The organism is Mesorhizobium sp. M8A.F.Ca.ET.207.01.1.1, from assembly GCF_004794715.1.
Lineage (GTDB): Bacteria > Pseudomonadota > Alphaproteobacteria > Rhizobiales > Rhizobiaceae > Mesorhizobium.
On the sequence record NZ_SRUS01000008.1, the window covers coordinates 19,066 to 36,002 of the forward strand.

Below are 16,937 nucleotides of genomic sequence, written 5' to 3' on the forward strand. Positions count from 1 at the left end.
CACGGTCCTTGCAATGGGCCAACCCGTCACGCTTTCAAGACATTGTCCGCCCAGCTGGCGAAATCGTCCATGATGATGTCGCGGTTCACCTCGTTCAGGCTTTCATGGCGGGTGTCGGCGTAAACCTTTGAAACCAGATTCGAAAAGCCCATCTTGCGCATACGATCGGCGAGATGGGTGATCCCCTTGCCGTAGTCCGAGGCCGGGTCTTTTTCGCCGCCAACGATGGCGACGGGGATGTCGCGGCGAACGGCGGCAAAGCCTGCATCCTTGCCGCCGTTGAGCGCCATGGCGACCACATCGCGCCACATCGAGATGGAGGCATCCCAGCCGCAGAGCGGATCGGCGATGTATTTCGCCACCTCCGCCTCGTCGCGCGACAGCCAGTCGAACAGAGTGCGATGGTTGGGCACCGCCTTGCCCCAGGCCTGGAAGGTGAGTTTCGGCAGCAGGCGCGACGGGACATCGGAGCCGAGCCGCATCCGTTCCCAGGCGAGGATACCGAGCGCCACTTGGCCGAGCAGGCCCTGTGAGAAATTGCCGTTCCAGATCGCGGCGGCATGAATGCGCCTGGAATGGCGCAACAGGTAGTTCAGCGCCACGGACGCGCCCATCGAGTGGCCGAAAAGGATTACCGGCAGGTCAGGCTGCTCGCCGGCGATGAGATCGTGGATGGCGTCGACATCGGCGATCACCTTGGCCGGGCCGTCCGTGTCGGCGAATCTGCCGAGCGGCACGTCGGGCGCCTTGGTCGCGCCATGGCCACGGTGGTCATGAACGTAGACGTGGAAGCCCCGGGCAGCGAGGAAATCGGCGAAGCGGTCGTAGCGGGCGGCATGTTCGGCCAGGCCGTGATTGATCTGGACCACCGCACGCGCAGGGCTGTCGGCCCGCCGGACGAACAGATTGAGGTCTGCGCCGGTCGACGAGCGAACCACGCGCTGCTGGCTGAATGGCATGCCGGCCGGTCTCCCCCCTGGTTCCGCCTTTGTCATGTCCAAACGTGTGCGCCGGTGCCAGATTTGCGTCAATCTGGCCTGCCGGCTTTTCCGCGACGATCTTTCTTGCCACGGGCCTGCAAATTATCGCAATTCTGACATGGAGACAGCTTCAGTCTGTCGCCCACTTTCTTCCAGCCGGGGATTCTCCATGCGCATTGCTGTTATTTTCGGATTGGCCTTGTTGGCGGGCTCGCTGGCAGGCGCGGCGCATGCCGACGTCAAGATGAGCGGCACCTTCGTGGCCGACGCTGCGTGTCCGGCGACTCAGGCGATCAAGAACGGCAAGAACCCCGGCAATGTCTCGACCGATGCCGGACAGAGCTATCAGCTGCTTGCCGGCAACAAGGACACGCCGACCCACTACCTCATCCAGGTGCCGGGCGCCGATCCCGAGCGCCGTTGGGTGAAGGTGAGTTGCGGCCACCTTTCGGGCAGCAGCGCGGCGACGGTGCCGGCGGCACCGGGTGGGCAAGGCAAGCCCGCCGCCTCGGGAAAACCCGAATATGTCTTCGCCTTGAGCTGGCAGCCGGCCTTTTGCGAGACCAAGTCGAACAAGACCGAATGCAAGGCGCAAAATCCTGGCGAATTCGATGCCACCAATTTCACGCTGCACGGTCTGTGGCCTCAGCCGAACGGCAATTTCTATTGCCAGGCTTCGGCCAGCGACAAGGCCAATGACAATCCGGCCCACTGGCAGGACCTGCCGCCGGTCAACCTCGATGCCGACACCCGCGCGGAGCTCGACAAGGTGATGCCGGGCACCGCCTCGAAGCTGGAACGGCATGAATGGATCAAGCACGGCACCTGCTACGGCAAAAGCCAGCAGGAGTATTTTTCCGACGCCCTCCATTTGATGCGCGAGGTCAACAGCTCGCCCGTGCGCGACCTCTTCGCCAGGAATATCGGTGGCAAGCTGACGGCGGACCAGATTCGCGGTGCCTTCGACCAGGCCTTCGGCGCGGGAGCAGGCGACAGGGTGCGGGTGTCCTGCGTCATCGATCCGTCGAACGGCCGGCGGCTGATCGGCGAACTGACGCTCGGCCTTGCCGGCCCGATCGGCCCGAACAGCTCGCTCAAGGACCTGCTGCTGGCCTCGGTGCCGACCAACAAGGCCGGTTGCCCGACCGGCACGGTCGACGCGATCGGGTTCCAGTAAGTGCGGGATCGCCGTTTCCGGCAAGCCGGCGCGGCCGTCGCGGATAGGGCTAAACCTGGGCTGACCTGGTCCAGGCGATGGCGGCGTCGGCCTCATGCCCGCCGGGTTCACCGACGACTCGGTCGCGCCCGGTCGATTTTGCCTTGTAAAGGCGCTGGTCGGCGAGTGCGAACAGGTCGGCCAGGCACTGCGTCGTTTCGCTGACGCTGGAAACGCCCGCGCTGACGGTCAGTTCGAACCGGCTGGTGGCGGCCGATGCCTTGAGCGCGGTGCGGACGCTTTCGCCAAACAGCCTGGCGACGGAATGCGGACGCGAACTGAGGATGGCGAATTCCTCGCCGCCGATCCGGAACACCTGGTCCTCGGCGCCCGCCGCCTCGCAAAGTACGGTTGCGACCGCCTTCAGCGCCTTGTCGCCTTCGGCATGGCCGAAACGGTCGTTGATCGACTTGAAGTGGTCGACGTCGACGATGAGCAGGCTGAGTGGCCTCGCCGTGCGCAGGCTGGCCTGGACGGCGGCTTCACCGTCGGCGTCGAAGCGTCCGCGGTGCAACAGGCCGGTCAGGCCGTCGCGGCCGACATGCTCGACCAGCGCTTCGTAGCGTTCGCGATAGGTCAGCGTCTCGAAAATGTCGGTCAGCCCACGCGGCATCTGGACGTCCCGGACCTCGAACCATTTGAGGTAGGCAACCAGCATGGCGCTGAAAGTCAGTGCCGCCGCCATCTTGGCGAACCAGCCGCCGAAGAAGACCGCGATCGGCGCCCCGGCAACAAAATGCAGCGCGGTGAAGAAGCCGGCCTGGTCGAAGGTGAGCACGCAGGCGACCGAAATCAGGATGCGCGCGAACTGTGCCTTGCGCAGGGTGCGCCCAAGCTTCTCATAAAGCAGGATGATCAGGATGGCGTCGATGACGAGCAGCGTCGTGCCCCACACCATCAGCCAGCCCATCTCGTCGATGAAGCCGATGTCGGGGAGCCGGCCGTCCGGCAGCGGCGCGATGGCGTGCAGGCGAAGCAGCAGCACCAGCCCGATCATCAGCCCATTGCCGAGCAGCAGGCCGTAGATCGGCTGGCGCACGGTGGCGGCGTCTTCCTTCATGTAGAGCAGGAGGAGCACCACCAGCTTGCCGGAAAAGAGCACCGCCGAGCCTGGCGAGACCATGCCGAACGGCAGGGCGACGTAAAAGACGCTGGCGAGATAGGTCTCCAGGAAATGCATGACGCCGAGCGCGCAGACGAAGACGCCGAGGCCGATGCGCTTGCGGAAGCGGAAAAGCGTCACCATGACGCTGAAGTAGACGACCGCTTCGGCGAGGAGCAGGAAGCTGTTCAACACTACGTCGATCCGTTCTCTCTCGCGCCAGGAATCGGGGCAGGCCGGCGATTCCAACCCGATCCTGTTTTGACGCGGAAGGGTTAACCGGAGATTTCCGTGCGCCATCGACCGGTTGAAAACTTGGCTGCCGGTGCACACTTGTCCGTGTGGTTGCCTCGATGTGGCAAAAGCGATTGCCGTTCGCCGCCGCATCGCCTACATAGCGGCCAACCTCCATTCAATTCGGCAAATCCAGTCAGTTTTTCAGGGAAAGCGCGCGTGGCACGCCAGTTCATCTATCACATGTCCGGCCTGTCGAAGGCCTATGGCACCAAGAAGGTGCTCGATAACGTTCATCTGTCCTTCTATCCGGACGCCAAGATCGGCATCCTCGGCCCCAACGGTTCGGGTAAGTCGACGATCCTGCGCATCATGGCCGGGCTCGACAAGGAGTTTCAGGGCGAGGCCTGGCTGGCCGAGGGCGCGACCGTGGGCTACCTGGCGCAGGAGCCGCAGCTCGACAACAGCAAGACCGTGATGGAAAACGTCATGGACGGCGTTGCCAGGAAGACCGCCATCATCGAGCGCTACAACGAGCTGATGATGAACTATTCCGACGAGACGGCGGATGAGTCCGCCAAGCTCCAGGACGAGATGGACCGGCTCAACCTGTGGGATCTCGAGCAGCAGGTCGAGATGGCGATGGACGCGCTGCAGTGCCCGCCGGCCGATTCTGAAGTGACCAACCTGTCGGGCGGTGAGCGTCGCCGCGTCGCGCTGTGCCGGCTGCTGCTGCAACAGCCGGATCTGCTGTTGCTCGACGAACCGACCAACCATCTCGACGCGGAGACCACCGCCTGGCTGGAAAAGCACCTGCGCGACTATCCGGGCTCGGTGCTGATCATCACCCACGACCGCTACTTCCTCGACAATGTCACAGGCTGGATCCTCGAGCTCGACCGTGGCCGCGGCATTCCCTACGAGGGCAACTACACCAGATATCTCGACGCCAAGGCCAAGCGCCTGATCCAGGAAGGCCGCGAGGACGATGCCCGCCAGAAGTCGATCTGGCGCGAGCGCGAGTGGATCCAGTCGTCGCCCAAAGCACGCCAGACCAAGTCCAAGGCGCGCATCAAGGCCTATGAGGAACTGGTCGAGCAGTCGCAGAACCGCAAGCCGACCGACACGCAGATCGTCATCCCGTCGAGCGAGCGCCTCGGCAACGTCGTCATCGAGGTCGAAGGCCTCAACAAAGGCTTTGGCGACGAGCTCCTGATCGAGAACCTGTCGTTCAGGCTGCCACCGGGCGGCATCGTCGGCGTCATCGGCCCGAACGGCGCCGGCAAGACGACGCTGTTCAAGACCTTCACCGGCCAGGAGAAGCCGGACGCGGGCACAGTGCGCATCGGCGAGACGGTCAAGCTCGGTTATGTCGACCAGAGCCGCGACGCACTCGATGCGAACAAGACGGTGTGGGAAGAGATCTCAGGCGGCGCCGAGGTCATCAAGCTCGGCAAGCACGAAATCAACAGCCGCGCTTACTGCTCGTCCTTCAACTTCCGTGGCGGCGACCAACAGCAGAAGGTCGGCAATCTCTCGGGCGGTCAGCGCAACCGCGTGCACCTCGCCAAGATGCTGAAGGGCGGCGGCAATGTGCTGCTGCTCGACGAACCGACCAACGACCTCGACACCGAAACGCTGGGCGCGCTAGAAGACGCGCTGGAAGCCTATGCAGGCTGCGCGGTCATCATCAGCCACGATCGCATGTTCCTCGACCGCATGGCCACCCACATGCTCGCCTTCGAGGGCGACGCGCATGTCGAATGGTTCGAGGGCAATTTCGAGGAATACGAGAAGGACAAGCTGCGCCGCCTGGGCGCGGAAGCAGCGGCCCCGCACCGCATGACGCACAAGCGGCTGACGCGGTAAGGGGTTGATAGGCGGCGAATTTCTCTGGGATACGAGGAGAGCTCAAATGGCTGATTGGTCCGCCGCCCAATATCTGAAATTCGAGGACGAACGCACACGGCCGGCGCGTGACCTCGTAGCACAGGTGCCGGTCGACTTTCCGCGCCGGGTCGTCGACATCGGCTGCGGGCCGGGCAATTCGACCGAACTTCTGGTCGAGCGCTGGCCGGATGCGCAAGTGAGCGGCTTCGACACCTCGCCCGACATGATCGAAAAGGCGAGGGCGCGCCTGCCCAATGTCAGCTTCGACCTCGCCGATGCGGCGACATGGCAGCCGGCCGCGCCGGTCAACGTCATTTTCGCCAACGCCGTCTTCCAGTGGCTGCCGGAACATCCGGCGGTGTTCCAGCGCCTGATGGGTTTTCTGGCGCCCGGTGGCGCGCTGGCGATCCAGATGCCCGACAATATGGGCGAGGATTCGCACCGCCTGATGCGGGAAACCGCCGCGGAAGCGCCTTTCGCGGCAAGGATACAGGGAGCGGCGCGTGCGCCGCTGCCGCCGGTATCGTTCTACTATGACCTGTTGTCGCCGCTCTCCGCTCGGCTCGACATCTGGCACACCATCTACAACCATCCGCTGGCCGACGCCGAGGCGATCGTCGAGTGGGTCAAGGCCACCGGGCTGAAGCCGTTCCTCGATCCGCTGGAAGCGGACGAACGCAAGCTGTTCCTCGACAGCTACACGGCCAGGATCGCCAAGGCCTATCCGAAGACCGCCGATGGCAAGGTGCTGCTGCGGTTCCCCCGCATTTTCGTTGTCGCCAAACGGGCTGGATAGGCTCGCGTAAATCCTGGTTTAATCCGGCGTAAACCGGCCTGATGAGAAAAGTGTTGCGCCGAAGCGTTTCGGCGCCCACATGAAGCCGCATCGCCCGCGGATGGGACGGACTGAAACATGCATCGCGTCATCATCAGCGGCATCGGCGCCGAAATCCCCAAGCCTGTCATCACGAATGAGGAACTGGTCGCCAGTTTCAACGCCTGGATCGACACCGAGAACGCGCGGCGCCAGGCTGCCGGCGAGACGCTGCTGCAGAAATCGGATGCCGACTTCATCGTCCATGCCTCGGGCGTGCGCGCCCGCCACGTGATCGAACGGGAAGGCATTCTCGACCCGACCCGCATGGCGCCGCGCATTCCGGCGCGCCCGGACGACGCGCTCTCGCTGCAGGCGGAATTCGGCGTCGCTTCGGCGGGGAAGGCGATCGAGCACGCCGGCATCGAGGCGTCGGACATCGATCTGGTGATCTGCTCGTCCTCGCATCAGCAGAGGCCATATCCGGCGATCGCCATCGAAATGCAGGAGGCGCTGGGTACACGGGGTGCCGGGTTCGATATGGGGCTTGGCTGTTCGTCAGCGGCGGCGGCGCTGCACATGGCGGTCAATCTGGTCCGCTCGGGCGCCCACAAGCGCGTCCTGGTGACCACGCCCGAGATCATCACCGGCCATCTCAATTTCCGTGACCGGCAGACGCACTTCATCTTCGGGGACGCTTCGGTATCGATGGTGGTGGAGGGGCTCGCCCAGGGCGAGAGGCGGCCGGGCCGCTTCGAGGTGCTGGACACGCGCCTCTGGACGCAGATGTCGAACAACATCCGCACCAATCTCGGCTATCACACCCGCACTGCCCAGGATGATCCCTACAGGATCGACCTGGAGGGCAATCTCATCAAGCAGGTCGGCAACAAGGTGTTCAAGGAAGTCACCGTCGCCGGGCACAAATTCATCGTCGAATTCCTCGCCGAACACGGGCTGACGCCGGAGGCGATCAGGCGCTTCTGGCTGCACCAGGCCAATGCGCGCATGAATGCGATGATCCTGAAACTGGCATTCGGCCATGATGTCGGCCATGACCGCGCACCCATGGTGCTGGAGCGGCTCGGCAACACGGCGGGCGCCGGCGCCATCATCGCGCTGTCGGAGAACCATGCCGACATGAAACCAGGTGATTTCGGCCTGATCTGTGCCTTCGGCGCGGGATATTCGATCGGTGGCGCGCTTTTGCGCATGCTCTGAATGGAGGACGCCGCGCCGCGTCAGGCCGGCGTGAAGGGAACCAGCATCGGCACCCGCCTGGCGTAGTCGTCATAGGCTGGGCCGAGTTCGTCGCGCAGGAAATGCTCCTCCAGCCTGGCTTTCACGACGACGCCGATGATGAGCAGGGCCGCGCCCGCAATGCCCCAGATCGTGCCCTTCGCCACCATCGTGGCGAGCACTGCCAGCAGCAGCCCGGTATAGATCGGATGCCGGACCAGGCGATAGGGGCCCGTGTCGACCACGCGATGCTCCGCCTTGGCGGTGACCGTGGCGGACCACAACCGCCCGAGATGGATACGCGCCCACCAGGCGAAGCCGATGCCGACCGCGATCAGGGCAACGCAGGCCCAGGCTTCGGCAAGGGTCGGCGTCCACAATCTCAGCCGGCCTTCATAGCCATGCGCTGGAACGAACAGCAGGACGGTGCCGGCCAGCCAGAAGACGCGATAGCGAGCCTCCGCCCCGATGGTGATGCGCTTTTGGGCCGGATCGGCCCATAGGGCAGCCGCGAGCCATGTGACCACCCAGATCAACCAAAGCGCTGCGATCGCCGCTCCGGGACGCATGAGAACCTCCGTCGACGGTCCCGACTTCACCATGAAGCCGACGCAGCGCGGCGACAATGCTGCGCGGCGCCGTTCTTCGGTAAGAAGGTCGTGATCGAGGCGGTTGGCGACCGGCGTCTATTCATTGGAGCAGCTGAACATCCACTGCACGCCGAAGGCGTCGACCAGCATGCCGAAGCTGGTCCCCCAATATTGCCGGGCAAACGGCACGGTAGTCCGGCCGCCCTCGGCCATGCGGGCGAAAAGCTCCTGGCGGGCGAGAACCTCTGGCGCCGCGGCGGGCCCGTCGAATTCGAGCATCATGGCGGAGCCCTTCATCGGCTCCGCGTCGTCATTGTCCGACGCGTGGAACAGCACACCCGGACCTTCGAAGCGAGCATGCAGGACCTTTCCGCGCATGGCCTCGGTGCGCACCGGCATATTGTTGTCGCCCCAGCGCAGCAGGATCGTTCCCCGGCCAAGACCGCATTGTTCGTAGAAGGCCAGCGCGGGCTCGCAGTTGGTGGTGAAGAACAGCGAAGGGGAGAGCCGCATGTTCGTCAATGCGCGGCGGCAGCGGCCGCGATCAGCGCGTCGCCTGTATATTGCCGGTCACCGATGCCCCAGCCGCCGTCGGGCGCGTTGACGATGTTGATCCAGGTGTTTTCCGGCCTGTGCCCCGGTACGCAGAGTTCGGCGACAATTTGGGCGGCGGCAGTGATAAAGGTCTCGCGGGCTTCGACGGAGCCAAGGCCGATATTGGGCAATTTCAATTCGACCATGACGACTGGCCGGTTGGCACCGCCGGCATAAATGTTGCGCGCCGGCAGGACATGGACGGTGCCGCCGACGATCGCGGTGAAGAATGAATTGCCGGCGGCGCCGGAGGCTTCGATGAGGGCAGCGCTCAGGCGTGGCAGGATTTCGCGCTCTCCCGCCGGGGTCAGGACGCCTTCCGGCGCGGTCACTGTGATCGGCATTGCTGCTCTCCTTTTGGGTGTACGGCCTCACCGGGAGGCCATCTTCCGGTTTGCCTAGTTTCATATCAATCGATATGTTATGTGGGAGAGGCGAGTCAACAGGTTTCGTATCGATCACTATGGAAAATTCGGACAAGCAACGCGGCGGCCGGCCGCGCGCATTCGACCCCGACCGGGCGCTCGATGCCGCGATGCATCTTTTCTGGGAGCATGGCTATGAGGCGACGTCGCTGGCCATGCTGCGCGAAGCGATGGGGCTGACGCCGCCACAGATCTACAACGCCTTCACCGACAAGGAGACTTTGTTTCGCAAGGCGTTGATGCGCTACCACGAGACCGAGATAGGCTTCGCCCTGGAAGCGCTGAGCGCGCCGGTGTCGACGGGGGAGGCGATGCGGCGCTTGTTGCTGGGCGCCGCGGAGGCCTATTCCAGGCCCGGCAAGCCGGGAGGGTGTCTTTTCGTCAGTGGCGCGCTGGCGGCTTCACCGCAGGCACAAGCCATTGCGGATGAACTCAGGTCCTACCGCAAGGCAAGCGAAGCGGCGATCGCGGCGCGGCTGGCCAAAGGCAAGGCAGAAGGCGACTTGCCTCAAAACCTCTCCGTCGAAGACTTCGCCAGATATATTGCAGGCGTCATGAACGGCATGTCGATCCAGGCGCGGGACGGTGCGTCGGCCGAAGAGTTGCGCGTTTTGGCCCAAACCGCTCTTGCGGCCTTGCCGGCCGAAGGGCAAAACCAAGGCGCGTCATCCAAGGATTGAAGCCCATGCTGGATCTCTTTCCCGAAGCCGAGAAGCCGGTCGAAATCATCCCGGCGAAGAAGCTTTCAGCCCGCGCGGCCGCGCTCTATGTCGCGCCGGCGGATCATTTCCAGACGCGTTCGGTGGACGAATTGCGGCTGGGTTTCGACGGCATATCGGGCGATTTCCATGCCGGGCCGACGCGGCGCTCGGGCGGACGCGAGCCGTGGTACCGACGCGGCACCGAGATGCGCAATGAAAGGCAATTGTCCATCGTGGCGGCGGACGAATTGGCCATTGTCGCCGAACGGATGGGGCTCGCCGAAATCAAGCCCGAGTGGATCGGTGCCAATCTGGTGATCGAAGACGTGCCGCATCTGTCGATGCTGCCGGCCGGCACGCTGTTGTTCTTCAAGGGCGGCGTGACCCTCAAGGTGGACGCCCAGAACGGACCATGCCGTATCGCCGGACGATCGATCGCCGAGAACGTCGGAATGGCCGATGTCGAAGCCGGTGCGCTATTGTTTCCCAAGGCGGCGAAGCGGTTGCGCGGCGTGGTCGCCTGGGTTGAAAAGCCCGGCATCGTCAGGGCCGGCGAAGAGATTTCGGTGCGCGTGCCGGAGCAGTGGATCTACCAGGCATAGCTACGCCGCCCGGGAGGCGGCGCAGCAAATACCAGATGTCAGCCCTTGCGGTTCTTGTTGGCGCCTTGCGCCATGACGGAGACGTGGTCCCACTTGTCCCAGGTGGCGAGGCGGTTGGCGTATTCCTGGCGGATCATCGGCAGGCCGCCATCGCCGAAGAATATCCGCAGCGGCGGCTCGGCCGCATCGACGATGGCCAGCATCGCCGGCCCTGTCGCCTCGGGGTCGCCGGCGACCGAGTTGGCGCGGCGTTCGGCCATCTTGGCGCGGGCAGGCGCATAGGCCTCGATCGGCTTGGAGACCTTGGCAGATGCTCCCGACCAGTCGGTGGAGAAACCGCCCGGCTCGACCAGCGTGACATGAATGCCGAATTCCGCGACCTCGATGGCGAGCGACTGGCTGAAGGCTTCCAGCGCCCATTTCGAGGCATGGTAGAGGCCGAGCGAGGCAAAGGCATTGACGCCGCCGATCGACGAGATCTGGATGATGTGGCCGGACCGCTGCGCCCGCATGATCGGCAGGGCTGCCTGGGTGACCCACAGCGCGCCGAACACATTGGTCTCGATCTGGTCGCGGGCTTCCTGCTCGCTGACTTCCTCGATGGCGCCGAAATGGCCGTAACCGGCATTGTTGATGACGACGTCGAGCCGGCCAAAGCGCTTGTGTGCCTCGGCGACAGCGGCATCGACGGCTTTCTTGTCGGTGACGTCGAGCTTTAGCGCGGCGATGTTGTCGCCGTATTTTTCGACGAGATCGGCGAGCGTGCCTGGGTGACGGGCGGTCGCGGCAACGCGATCGCCACGCGCCAATGCGGCCTCGGCCCAGACGCGGCCAAAGCCCTTCGACGAACCGGTGATGAACCAAACCTTTGATGTCATGATGTGGGATCCCTTGCCCCTGCGGGCGCAATTTCTGGATGGAAGCGGAGGCTTCTCCGCTTCCGGGCATATACGGCCTGTCCGGTGATTTTCCAGAGGCGAGGGGAACCTTTTTGAATTCGGGGCTTCCCCGTAGAACAAGAAATCGTGTGAATCAGGGGTAGTTCACCGGGGTCGACCAGGCAGGGTCGTCGTGCTTTTGCCAGTAGAGCGCCATCAGTCGGCTGGTGATCGGCCCGACCTTGCCGTCCGCGATCTCAGCACCGTCGATCTCCGTCACCGGCATGATGCCGCCGGCGGTCGAGGTGATGAAGACTTCCTCGGCGCCGCGCAACATGGCCACGCTGACATCCTTGGCCGTTGCCGAGAGGCCGGCCTCCGCGCAGAGATCGAAGACAGTGCGGCGGGTGATGCCCGGCAGCACGCCGATGGCCGGCGTCGACAGTCTGCCGTCCTTGACGCGGAAGACGTTGAAGCCCGGACCTTCGGCGACATTGCCGTTGAAGTCGAGAATGAGGGCCGTCTCGGCGCCGCGATCATAGGCATCGTAGAGGCCGCGCACGAGGTCGAGCCAGTGGTAGTTCTTGATCGCCGGATCGATCGAGGCCGGCGGAATGCGCACCTTGTCGCTGATGGAGACACGCAGGCCGCGCTGCAACTGCTCGGCATTGGCGACCGAGCCGAACGGCACGGCGAACGCCATGAAGCGGTTGATCGCCTGGCGCGGGTCGCGGCTGAAGGTCGGCGAAGCGCCGCGCGTGCACAGCATCTCGACATAGGCGGCGCGATGACCCGAAAGTGCTGTGCAATTGTGCAGGATCCCGGCGACGCCATCGCGATCGAACGGGATCGTCATGCGCAGCTTGTCGAGCCCGCCGAAGAAACGGTCGAGATGCAGATCGAGGCGAAAGAAGCGGCCGTTCCAGACATGCACCGTATCGTAAGTGGCGTCCGAGTGCAGAAAGCCCCAATCCAGCACCGACACCTTGGCTTGCGACATCGGCAGGTACTGGCCGTCGAGGAAAGCGATGCCGTCGGGATAGGAATGCGGGTCGACATGGCGATCGCCGACCTGGGGCAGGGACGGTATATCTTGTGCGATTCGGCTCATCGGCAGCTCCTAGCCATGGCGTCACAAGCTATTGCCGGCAGCCCGAGCGCATAGAGCCAGTGGTCCGACTTCAGTCATCCTCGAGATGAAGACCCGGCCAGCATGACGCGGTGAGCGCCATGCGGCCCGGCACAGCCTTATTCCTCCTCGTCATCGGCGTCGAGCAGGCGGGTGGCGCGCCAGCGCGTGAGCACGATGTTGGTCTGCTCGATGACGAAGAAACGCGCCGAGTCGCGATCATAGCCCTCGGCCAGCAGCTTCTCGTAGTCGGTGTGCATGTGACGGATATGGGCAATCGTCGCCAGCCAGACCGCGATCGTGGGCGGCAAGGTCTTCATATACACAGAGCCGGCGTCGGTGCGAATCTTCTCCATGTCGGCATAGGGGGCCAGCGGCAGAAGGGCTGTCAGCGCCTTGGCGATGGCGCGGCGGCGGCCGGTCGGAGCGGTCATCGCTCCTCGCGCCCCCCAACGGTCGCCTCGGCAATGGCATCGGTCGAGGCGAAATAGGGCTTGATGTCGATGACCGGCGTGCCGTCGAGCACGTCGATGGCGTCGAGGTCGATGCGCCCAGTGGAAACGTCGAGCGCGACGAGCTTGGCCACGTGCAGGCCGTCCGGGTTCGGCCGGGCAGGGGAGCGCAACCCGAATACGCCTTTGGCATCAGCCGCATGGCGGGGCTTTTGCACGATCAGATTCCGCGGTGCGTGGTGCAGCCAGGACAGGATGACGACGTGGCTGGCGCGCTCCAGGCCTTGCAGGCCGCTGCGGTAGGGCGCGTCGATGGTCAGCACCGCCGGCTGTCCCGTTTCGCGTGCGGCGCGCATGTTCTTCGGGCAGCTTTCCCGGGTGGTCCAAGGCGAGGCGATACGGCCGATGAAGACGATGCCGCCATCCGGCGGCATCGTCGCCGGATCCTGGTCCAGTCTCCGCTCGCCTTCGCGTGCCTCGAACATCTCACGCGGTTCGCTCATCGGCCGATCTTCCTGCTGATGCATGTCATTGTTCCAAAACCGCTACACGTTTTTGGACGCCATGCACCGAAAAATCACGCATGCGGCATTTTCTTGTCCGGAAGCGACATAGCGCTTGCGTGGTTTCGAAAATCGACATAAACATATGTTTATATCTTTTTCAAAGAGAATACGCTGATGCATGTCTCGCTCGACACCATGGTGGATACGCTGAAGGCAGCGGCCGAATCCAGCCGCCTGCGCATATTGGCACTGTTGTCGCGCGGCGACCTCACCGTTTCCGACCTTACCGAAATTCTCGGCCAGTCGCAGCCGCGTGTCTCGCGGCACCTTAAACTGCTGCTCGAGGCCGGGCTGATCGACCGCTACCAGGAAGGGTCGTGGGCCTTCTTCCGCCTGTCGGACGCTGATTCCGCGCGGGACTTCGTTATGGGGCTGGTCTCCGGCATTCGGGGCGCCGACCCGCAGGTCGAGCGTGACCTGGAGCGGCTGACCTCGGTCAAGCGCAAGCGCCAGGACCGCGCCACCGAGTATTTTTCGCAGAACGCCGCAAGCTGGGACCATATCCGCTCGCTGCATGTGCCCGACCGCGCCGTGGAGGCCGCGATGCTGAAGCTGGTCGGCAAGCGGCCGTTCCAGTCGATGCTCGACCTTGGCACCGGCACCGGGCGGCTGCTCGAAATCTTCTCGCCGCTCTACCGGCGCGGCATCGGCATCGACATGTCCCGCGAGATGCTGACCGTGGCGCGCGCCAATCTCGACAAGGCCGGCGTTTCGAATGCGCAGGTGCGGCAGGGCGATATCTTCTCGCCGCCGGTCGAGCGCGATGCCTTCGATCTCGTCACCATCCACCAGGTGTTGCACTATCTCGACGATCCGGCCCGCGCCATCCACGAGGCAGCGCGGCTGCTGCGCCCGGCGGGCCGTCTGGTCATCGTCGATTTCGCGCCGCACGCGCTTGAGTTCCTGCGCGACGAGCATGCGCATATGCGGCTGGGCTTTTCCGACCGGCAGATCGGGGAGTGGTTCTCGGAAGCCGGCCTCGATCTCGAGGATGCCCAGGAATTCGAACCGCGCGGCGGCAACGAGGCCAGGCTCACCGTCAAGCTTTGGCTTGGCCGCGACCGGCGCCTGCTGATCGCCGATCCTGCCAACGCCAGCCAGCAGACCAGAGTGAGCTCGATAGGGGAAATCGCCTGATGAACCAGTTTCGTTTTTCCCGCCGTCCCGATATCGGCGACAAGGTCAGGGTTTCGTTCGAGTTCTTCCCGCCGAAGAACGACGAGATGGAGGCAAGGCTGTGGGATACGGTCACAAGGCTGGAGCCGCTGCAGCCGAAATTCGTCTCGGTGACCTATGGCGCCGGCGGCTCGACACGTGAGCGCACGGCGCGCACCATCGGCCGCATCCTGAAGGAGACCAGCCTGACGCCGGCGGCGCACATGACCTGCGTCGATGCCGCCCGCCACGAAGTCGACGCCGTGATCCAGGAATTCACCGACATGGGCGTGAAGCGCTTCGTCGCCTTGCGCGGCGATCCGGCGGAAGGCGTCGGCGCTGCCTACCGGCCGCATCCGGACGGCTACGCCAATGGCGCCGAGCTGGTCGGGGCGCTGAAGGGCGCCGGCGATTTCGACATCTCGGTTTCGGCCTATCCGGAAAAGCATCCGGAAAGCCCTGATTTCGCCACCGACATCGACATGCTGAAGCGCAAGGTCGACAATGGCGCGACGCGGGCCATCACCCAGTTCTTCTTCGACAACGATCTCTACGAGCGTTACGTCGAGCGCGCGCGCCGCGCCGGCATCTACATCCCGATCGTGCCCGGCATCCTGCCGGTGCACAATTTCACCCAGGTCGCCAATTTCTCGGCGCGCTGCGGCGCGCTGGTGCCGGCTTGGCTGGCTGAGCGCTTCGACGGCCTGCAGAACGACCCACAGACGCATGCGCTCGTGGCATCCGCGGTGGCCGCCGAGCAGGTGTTGGACCTGGTCGAGCGCGGCGTTGGCGATTTTCACTTCTACACGATGAACCGGGCCGATCTGGTGTTCGCCGTTTGCCACATGATCGGCATCCGCTCGCACGAGGCGGAGGTCGCGGGTTCCGCTGCTGCGTAACGGTCGGCTGGAAAAGCAAAAGGCCGGGTAAAAACCCGGCCTTTCGAATTGGTTGGACTATTAGGTGCTGGTCTTCCCCGTCTTGGCGGGTTCAGGGAAGGACGCCCATAATGAGGGCGCCGATGAAAGCAAACGCAGCACAAATCATCAATGCGTTGATTGGCCTCGTAAGTCCCATGACATAGCCTCCTCTTAAAGAGCTATGCCCCGGAGTCTAGGTTCATTTGTGCCACAGGCAAGCGGAAAATGTGCTGCATTGCGACGTAAATGTGGAATTCGCGACCTCGGTTTTGCCGTTAGCCGTTGAAACTCTTCGGCAAAAGCCGGCTTCATGCCTGTGAATAAATTATGGCCGGATGGTGTCGTTGGCGTGTCATGACAGCGCTACCGCGATGCGGGCATGCCGCGCACTAACGTCTTCCGAACAGGCGCCCGTCGATGGTGACAAGGCCGAGACCGATCAGCACCACGCCGCCGATCTCGAACAGTTCGAGCCGTTCGCCGAGGAACAGGAAGCCGAGCAGCATGGCGCTGGCCGGCACGATCAGCGTGACCAGCGAGGCGTTGGTGGCCCCAGCCGAGGCGACGAGGTTGAAGTAGAGGATATAGGCGAAGGCCGTCGATAGAAGCGCCAGCGCCAGCACCGCCGCCCACACCGGCGGCGAGGCGGAGAACAGGCCGGCGGGGCCATGGGCGAAGAGCACGATCGGGATCATGATGATGGTCGAGGCCGTCAATTGTCCGGTGGCGACGACCGGCGAGGGCACGCCCTTGAAGCGGCGGGCGACCATCAGCGCAACGCCATAGGAGAGCGATGCGCCGATCAGCGCGAATTTGGCCCAGACCGGGCCGCCGAGCCCGGCGAGCAGGCCGGGACCGATCATCACGGCGGTGCCGGCGACACCGAGCACGATGCCGGCGAGCTTGTTCCAGGACAGCTTTTCGTCCGAGGTCAGGGCATTGGCGAGGATCAGCGTCCAGAACGGTGTCGTCGCGTTGAGGACGGAGGCGACGCCGGCACCGAGCTGGGTCTGGCCGGCGAAGATCAGCGAGAAGGGGACGACGTTGTTGGTGAAGGCCAGCAGGAAGAACAGGCCGGCATGCGGCAGAGCAAGGCGGAAAGACGGGCCGCGCAAGCCGAGATAGAGCTGCAGCGCGATCGCGGCGATGGCGACGCGAAACAGCACCAGCACCAGCGGGTGAAGTTCCGCCACCGCGATGCGGGCGAAGAAGAACGAGCCGCCCCAGATCGCGCCGAGCAGCAGCAACTGGCCCCAGTCCTTGAGCGCCATCGGTCCACGTGACGCAGATGTAGCGGTCACTGCCATATGAATCCTCCCCCAGATGGCCGGAATGCCAACCACAAGGCAGAAGCCATATCCGGTTCGCCGACAAGGGCCACCCGAAACTGGACCGATGGCCTTCTGACAAGCCAATGCGGCACCGTCAGGGGGCGCGAGACAGAGAATTG

Annotated in this window: 18 protein-coding genes; 8 read left to right on the forward strand and 10 right to left on the reverse strand. The window is 64.1% G+C overall.

The genetic code is table 11. The annotated features are described in order from the left end of the window. Positions 1-26 precede the first annotated feature (26 nt). Positions 27-959, reverse strand: coding sequence for an alpha/beta hydrolase (locus EN850_RS22895; protein ID WP_136092302.1), 933 nt, complete (start codon positions 957-959; stop codon positions 27-29). A 190-nt stretch (positions 960-1,149) separates the two neighbouring features. Between EN850_RS22895 and EN850_RS22900 the strand changes: the two genes are divergently transcribed. Continuing rightward, the gene (locus EN850_RS22900) at positions 1,150-2,157 is read left to right on the forward strand and encodes a ribonuclease (RefSeq protein ID WP_135916657.1); all 1,008 of its coding nucleotides are present in this window, start codon (positions 1,150-1,152) and stop codon (positions 2,155-2,157) included. A 49-nt stretch (positions 2,158-2,206) separates the two neighbouring features. Here the strand turns inward: EN850_RS22900 and EN850_RS22905 are convergent, their stop codons facing one another. Further along, positions 2,207-3,493, reverse strand: a complete 1,287-nt coding sequence (locus EN850_RS22905) for a GGDEF domain-containing protein (RefSeq protein WP_136092303.1) — start codon at positions 3,491-3,493, stop codon at positions 2,207-2,209. Positions 3,494-3,751: 258 nt separating this feature from the next. Here EN850_RS22905 and ettA point away from each other — a divergent pair, with 258 nt between their 5' ends. From ettA to EN850_RS22920, 3 genes are all read left to right on the forward strand, one after another. Further along, entirely contained in the window at positions 3,752-5,401 is a 1,650-nt protein-coding gene (gene ettA / locus EN850_RS22910; protein WP_127278582.1) for an energy-dependent translational throttle protein EttA, read from the forward strand. Between the two features lie 46 nt (positions 5,402-5,447). Beyond that, on the forward strand, positions 5,448-6,218 hold the full coding sequence (gene tam / locus EN850_RS22915) for a trans-aconitate 2-methyltransferase (RefSeq protein WP_136092304.1): 771 nt from the start codon (positions 5,448-5,450) through the stop codon (positions 6,216-6,218). A 117-nt stretch (positions 6,219-6,335) separates the two neighbouring features. Then, the gene (locus EN850_RS22920; protein ID WP_136092305.1) at positions 6,336-7,457 is read left to right on the forward strand and encodes a beta-ketoacyl-ACP synthase III; all 1,122 of its coding nucleotides are present in this window, start codon (positions 6,336-6,338) and stop codon (positions 7,455-7,457) included. Between the two features lie 20 nt (positions 7,458-7,477). Here EN850_RS22920 and EN850_RS22925 read toward each other — a convergent pair whose 3' ends face one another. The 3 genes from EN850_RS22925 to EN850_RS22935 all read right to left on the reverse strand — a co-directional run bounded on the left by EN850_RS22925 (position 7,478) and on the right by EN850_RS22935 (position 9,003). Further along, positions 7,478-8,044: an isoprenylcysteine carboxylmethyltransferase family protein gene (locus EN850_RS22925; protein WP_136092306.1), complete on the reverse strand. Its 567-nt coding sequence runs from the start codon at positions 8,042-8,044 to the stop codon at positions 7,478-7,480. A 117-nt stretch (positions 8,045-8,161) separates the two neighbouring features. Next, positions 8,162-8,578, reverse strand: coding sequence for a glyoxalase/bleomycin resistance/extradiol dioxygenase family protein (locus EN850_RS22930; RefSeq protein ID WP_136092307.1), 417 nt, complete (start codon positions 8,576-8,578; stop codon positions 8,162-8,164). Between the two features lie 5 nt (positions 8,579-8,583). Beyond that, a complete protein-coding gene (locus tag EN850_RS22935) occupies positions 8,584-9,003 on the reverse strand; it encodes a tautomerase family protein (RefSeq protein WP_135928324.1) in 420 nt (139 codons plus the stop codon). Between EN850_RS22935 and EN850_RS22940 the strand changes: the two genes are divergently transcribed. After that, on the forward strand, positions 9,003-9,764 hold the full coding sequence (locus EN850_RS22940) for a TetR/AcrR family transcriptional regulator (RefSeq protein ID WP_246689264.1): 762 nt from the start codon (positions 9,003-9,005) through the stop codon (positions 9,762-9,764). The genes EN850_RS22935 and EN850_RS22940 overlap by 1 nt on opposite strands. A gap of 5 nt (positions 9,765-9,769) precedes the next feature. Then, positions 9,770-10,387 carry an MOSC domain-containing protein gene (locus EN850_RS22945; RefSeq protein WP_136092308.1) on the forward strand — a complete coding sequence of 206 codons (618 nt, stop codon included), beginning with the start codon at positions 9,770-9,772 and terminating at the stop codon, positions 10,385-10,387. Positions 10,388-10,425: 38 nt separating this feature from the next. Here the strand turns inward: EN850_RS22945 and EN850_RS22950 are convergent, their stop codons facing one another. The 4 genes from EN850_RS22950 to tsaA form a co-directional block, all read right to left on the reverse strand. Next, entirely contained in the window at positions 10,426-11,265 is an 840-nt protein-coding gene (locus EN850_RS22950) for an SDR family oxidoreductase (RefSeq protein ID WP_136092309.1), read from the reverse strand. A 154-nt stretch (positions 11,266-11,419) separates the two neighbouring features. Next, entirely contained in the window at positions 11,420-12,376 is a 957-nt protein-coding gene (locus EN850_RS22955; RefSeq protein WP_135916653.1) for a D-amino acid aminotransferase, read from the reverse strand. Between the two features lie 137 nt (positions 12,377-12,513). After that, positions 12,514-12,828: a DUF2293 domain-containing protein gene (locus EN850_RS22960; protein ID WP_136092310.1), complete on the reverse strand. Its 315-nt coding sequence runs from the start codon at positions 12,826-12,828 to the stop codon at positions 12,514-12,516. Next, complete coding sequence (tsaA, locus tag EN850_RS22965; RefSeq protein WP_136092311.1) at positions 12,825-13,349, reverse strand: tRNA (N6-threonylcarbamoyladenosine(37)-N6)-methyltransferase TrmO; 525 nt, start codon at positions 13,347-13,349, stop codon at positions 12,825-12,827. The genes EN850_RS22960 and tsaA overlap by 4 nt, the downstream gene beginning before the upstream one ends. Positions 13,350-13,526: 177 nt before the next feature. Here tsaA and EN850_RS22970 point away from each other — a divergent pair, with 177 nt between their 5' ends. Further along, positions 13,527-14,549 (forward strand): metalloregulator ArsR/SmtB family transcription factor, encoded by a 1,023-nt coding sequence (locus tag EN850_RS22970; protein ID WP_136092312.1) that lies wholly within the window; start codon positions 13,527-13,529, stop codon positions 14,547-14,549. Continuing rightward, entirely contained in the window at positions 14,549-15,466 is a 918-nt protein-coding gene (gene metF, locus EN850_RS22975; protein WP_127871703.1) for a methylenetetrahydrofolate reductase [NAD(P)H], read from the forward strand. The genes EN850_RS22970 and metF overlap by 1 nt, the downstream gene beginning before the upstream one ends. A gap of 410 nt (positions 15,467-15,876) precedes the next feature. Here the strand turns inward: metF and EN850_RS22980 are convergent, their stop codons facing one another. Further along, the gene (locus tag EN850_RS22980) at positions 15,877-16,794 is read right to left on the reverse strand and encodes a DMT family transporter (RefSeq protein ID WP_136092313.1); all 918 of its coding nucleotides are present in this window, start codon (positions 16,792-16,794) and stop codon (positions 15,877-15,879) included. Between the last annotated feature and the right edge of the window lie 143 nt (positions 16,795-16,937).

Coding starts and splice junctions, on each gene's coding strand:
- EN850_RS22980 (WP_136092313.1), bottom strand. CDS start 16,794: ATGGCAGTGACCGCTACATCTGCGTCACGTGGACCGATGGCGCTCAAG.
- tsaA (WP_136092311.1), bottom strand. CDS start 13,349: ATGAGCGAACCGCGTGAGATGTTCGAGGCACGCGAAGGCGAGCGGAGA.
- EN850_RS22930 (WP_136092307.1), bottom strand. CDS start 8,578: ATGCGGCTCTCCCCTTCGCTGTTCTTCACCACCAACTGCGAGCCCGCG.
- EN850_RS22955 (WP_135916653.1), bottom strand. CDS start 12,376: ATGAGCCGAATCGCACAAGATATACCGTCCCTGCCCCAGGTCGGCGAT.
- EN850_RS22920 (WP_136092305.1), top strand. CDS start 6,336: ATGCATCGCGTCATCATCAGCGGCATCGGCGCCGAAATCCCCAAGCCT.
- EN850_RS22945 (WP_136092308.1), top strand. CDS start 9,770: ATGCTGGATCTCTTTCCCGAAGCCGAGAAGCCGGTCGAAATCATCCCG.
- EN850_RS22895 (WP_136092302.1), bottom strand. CDS start 959: ATGCCATTCAGCCAGCAGCGCGTGGTTCGCTCGTCGACCGGCGCAGAC.
- EN850_RS22925 (WP_136092306.1), bottom strand. CDS start 8,044: ATGCGTCCCGGAGCGGCGATCGCAGCGCTTTGGTTGATCTGGGTGGTC.
- EN850_RS22960 (WP_136092310.1), bottom strand. CDS start 12,828: ATGACCGCTCCGACCGGCCGCCGCCGCGCCATCGCCAAGGCGCTGACA.
- metF (WP_127871703.1), top strand. CDS start 14,549: ATGAACCAGTTTCGTTTTTCCCGCCGTCCCGATATCGGCGACAAGGTC.
- EN850_RS22900 (WP_135916657.1), top strand. CDS start 1,150: ATGCGCATTGCTGTTATTTTCGGATTGGCCTTGTTGGCGGGCTCGCTG.
- EN850_RS22950 (WP_136092309.1), bottom strand. CDS start 11,265: ATGACATCAAAGGTTTGGTTCATCACCGGTTCGTCGAAGGGCTTTGGC.
- tam (WP_136092304.1), top strand. CDS start 5,448: ATGGCTGATTGGTCCGCCGCCCAATATCTGAAATTCGAGGACGAACGC.
- EN850_RS22970 (WP_136092312.1), top strand. CDS start 13,527: ATGCATGTCTCGCTCGACACCATGGTGGATACGCTGAAGGCAGCGGCC.
- EN850_RS22935 (WP_135928324.1), bottom strand. CDS start 9,003: ATGCCGATCACAGTGACCGCGCCGGAAGGCGTCCTGACCCCGGCGGGA.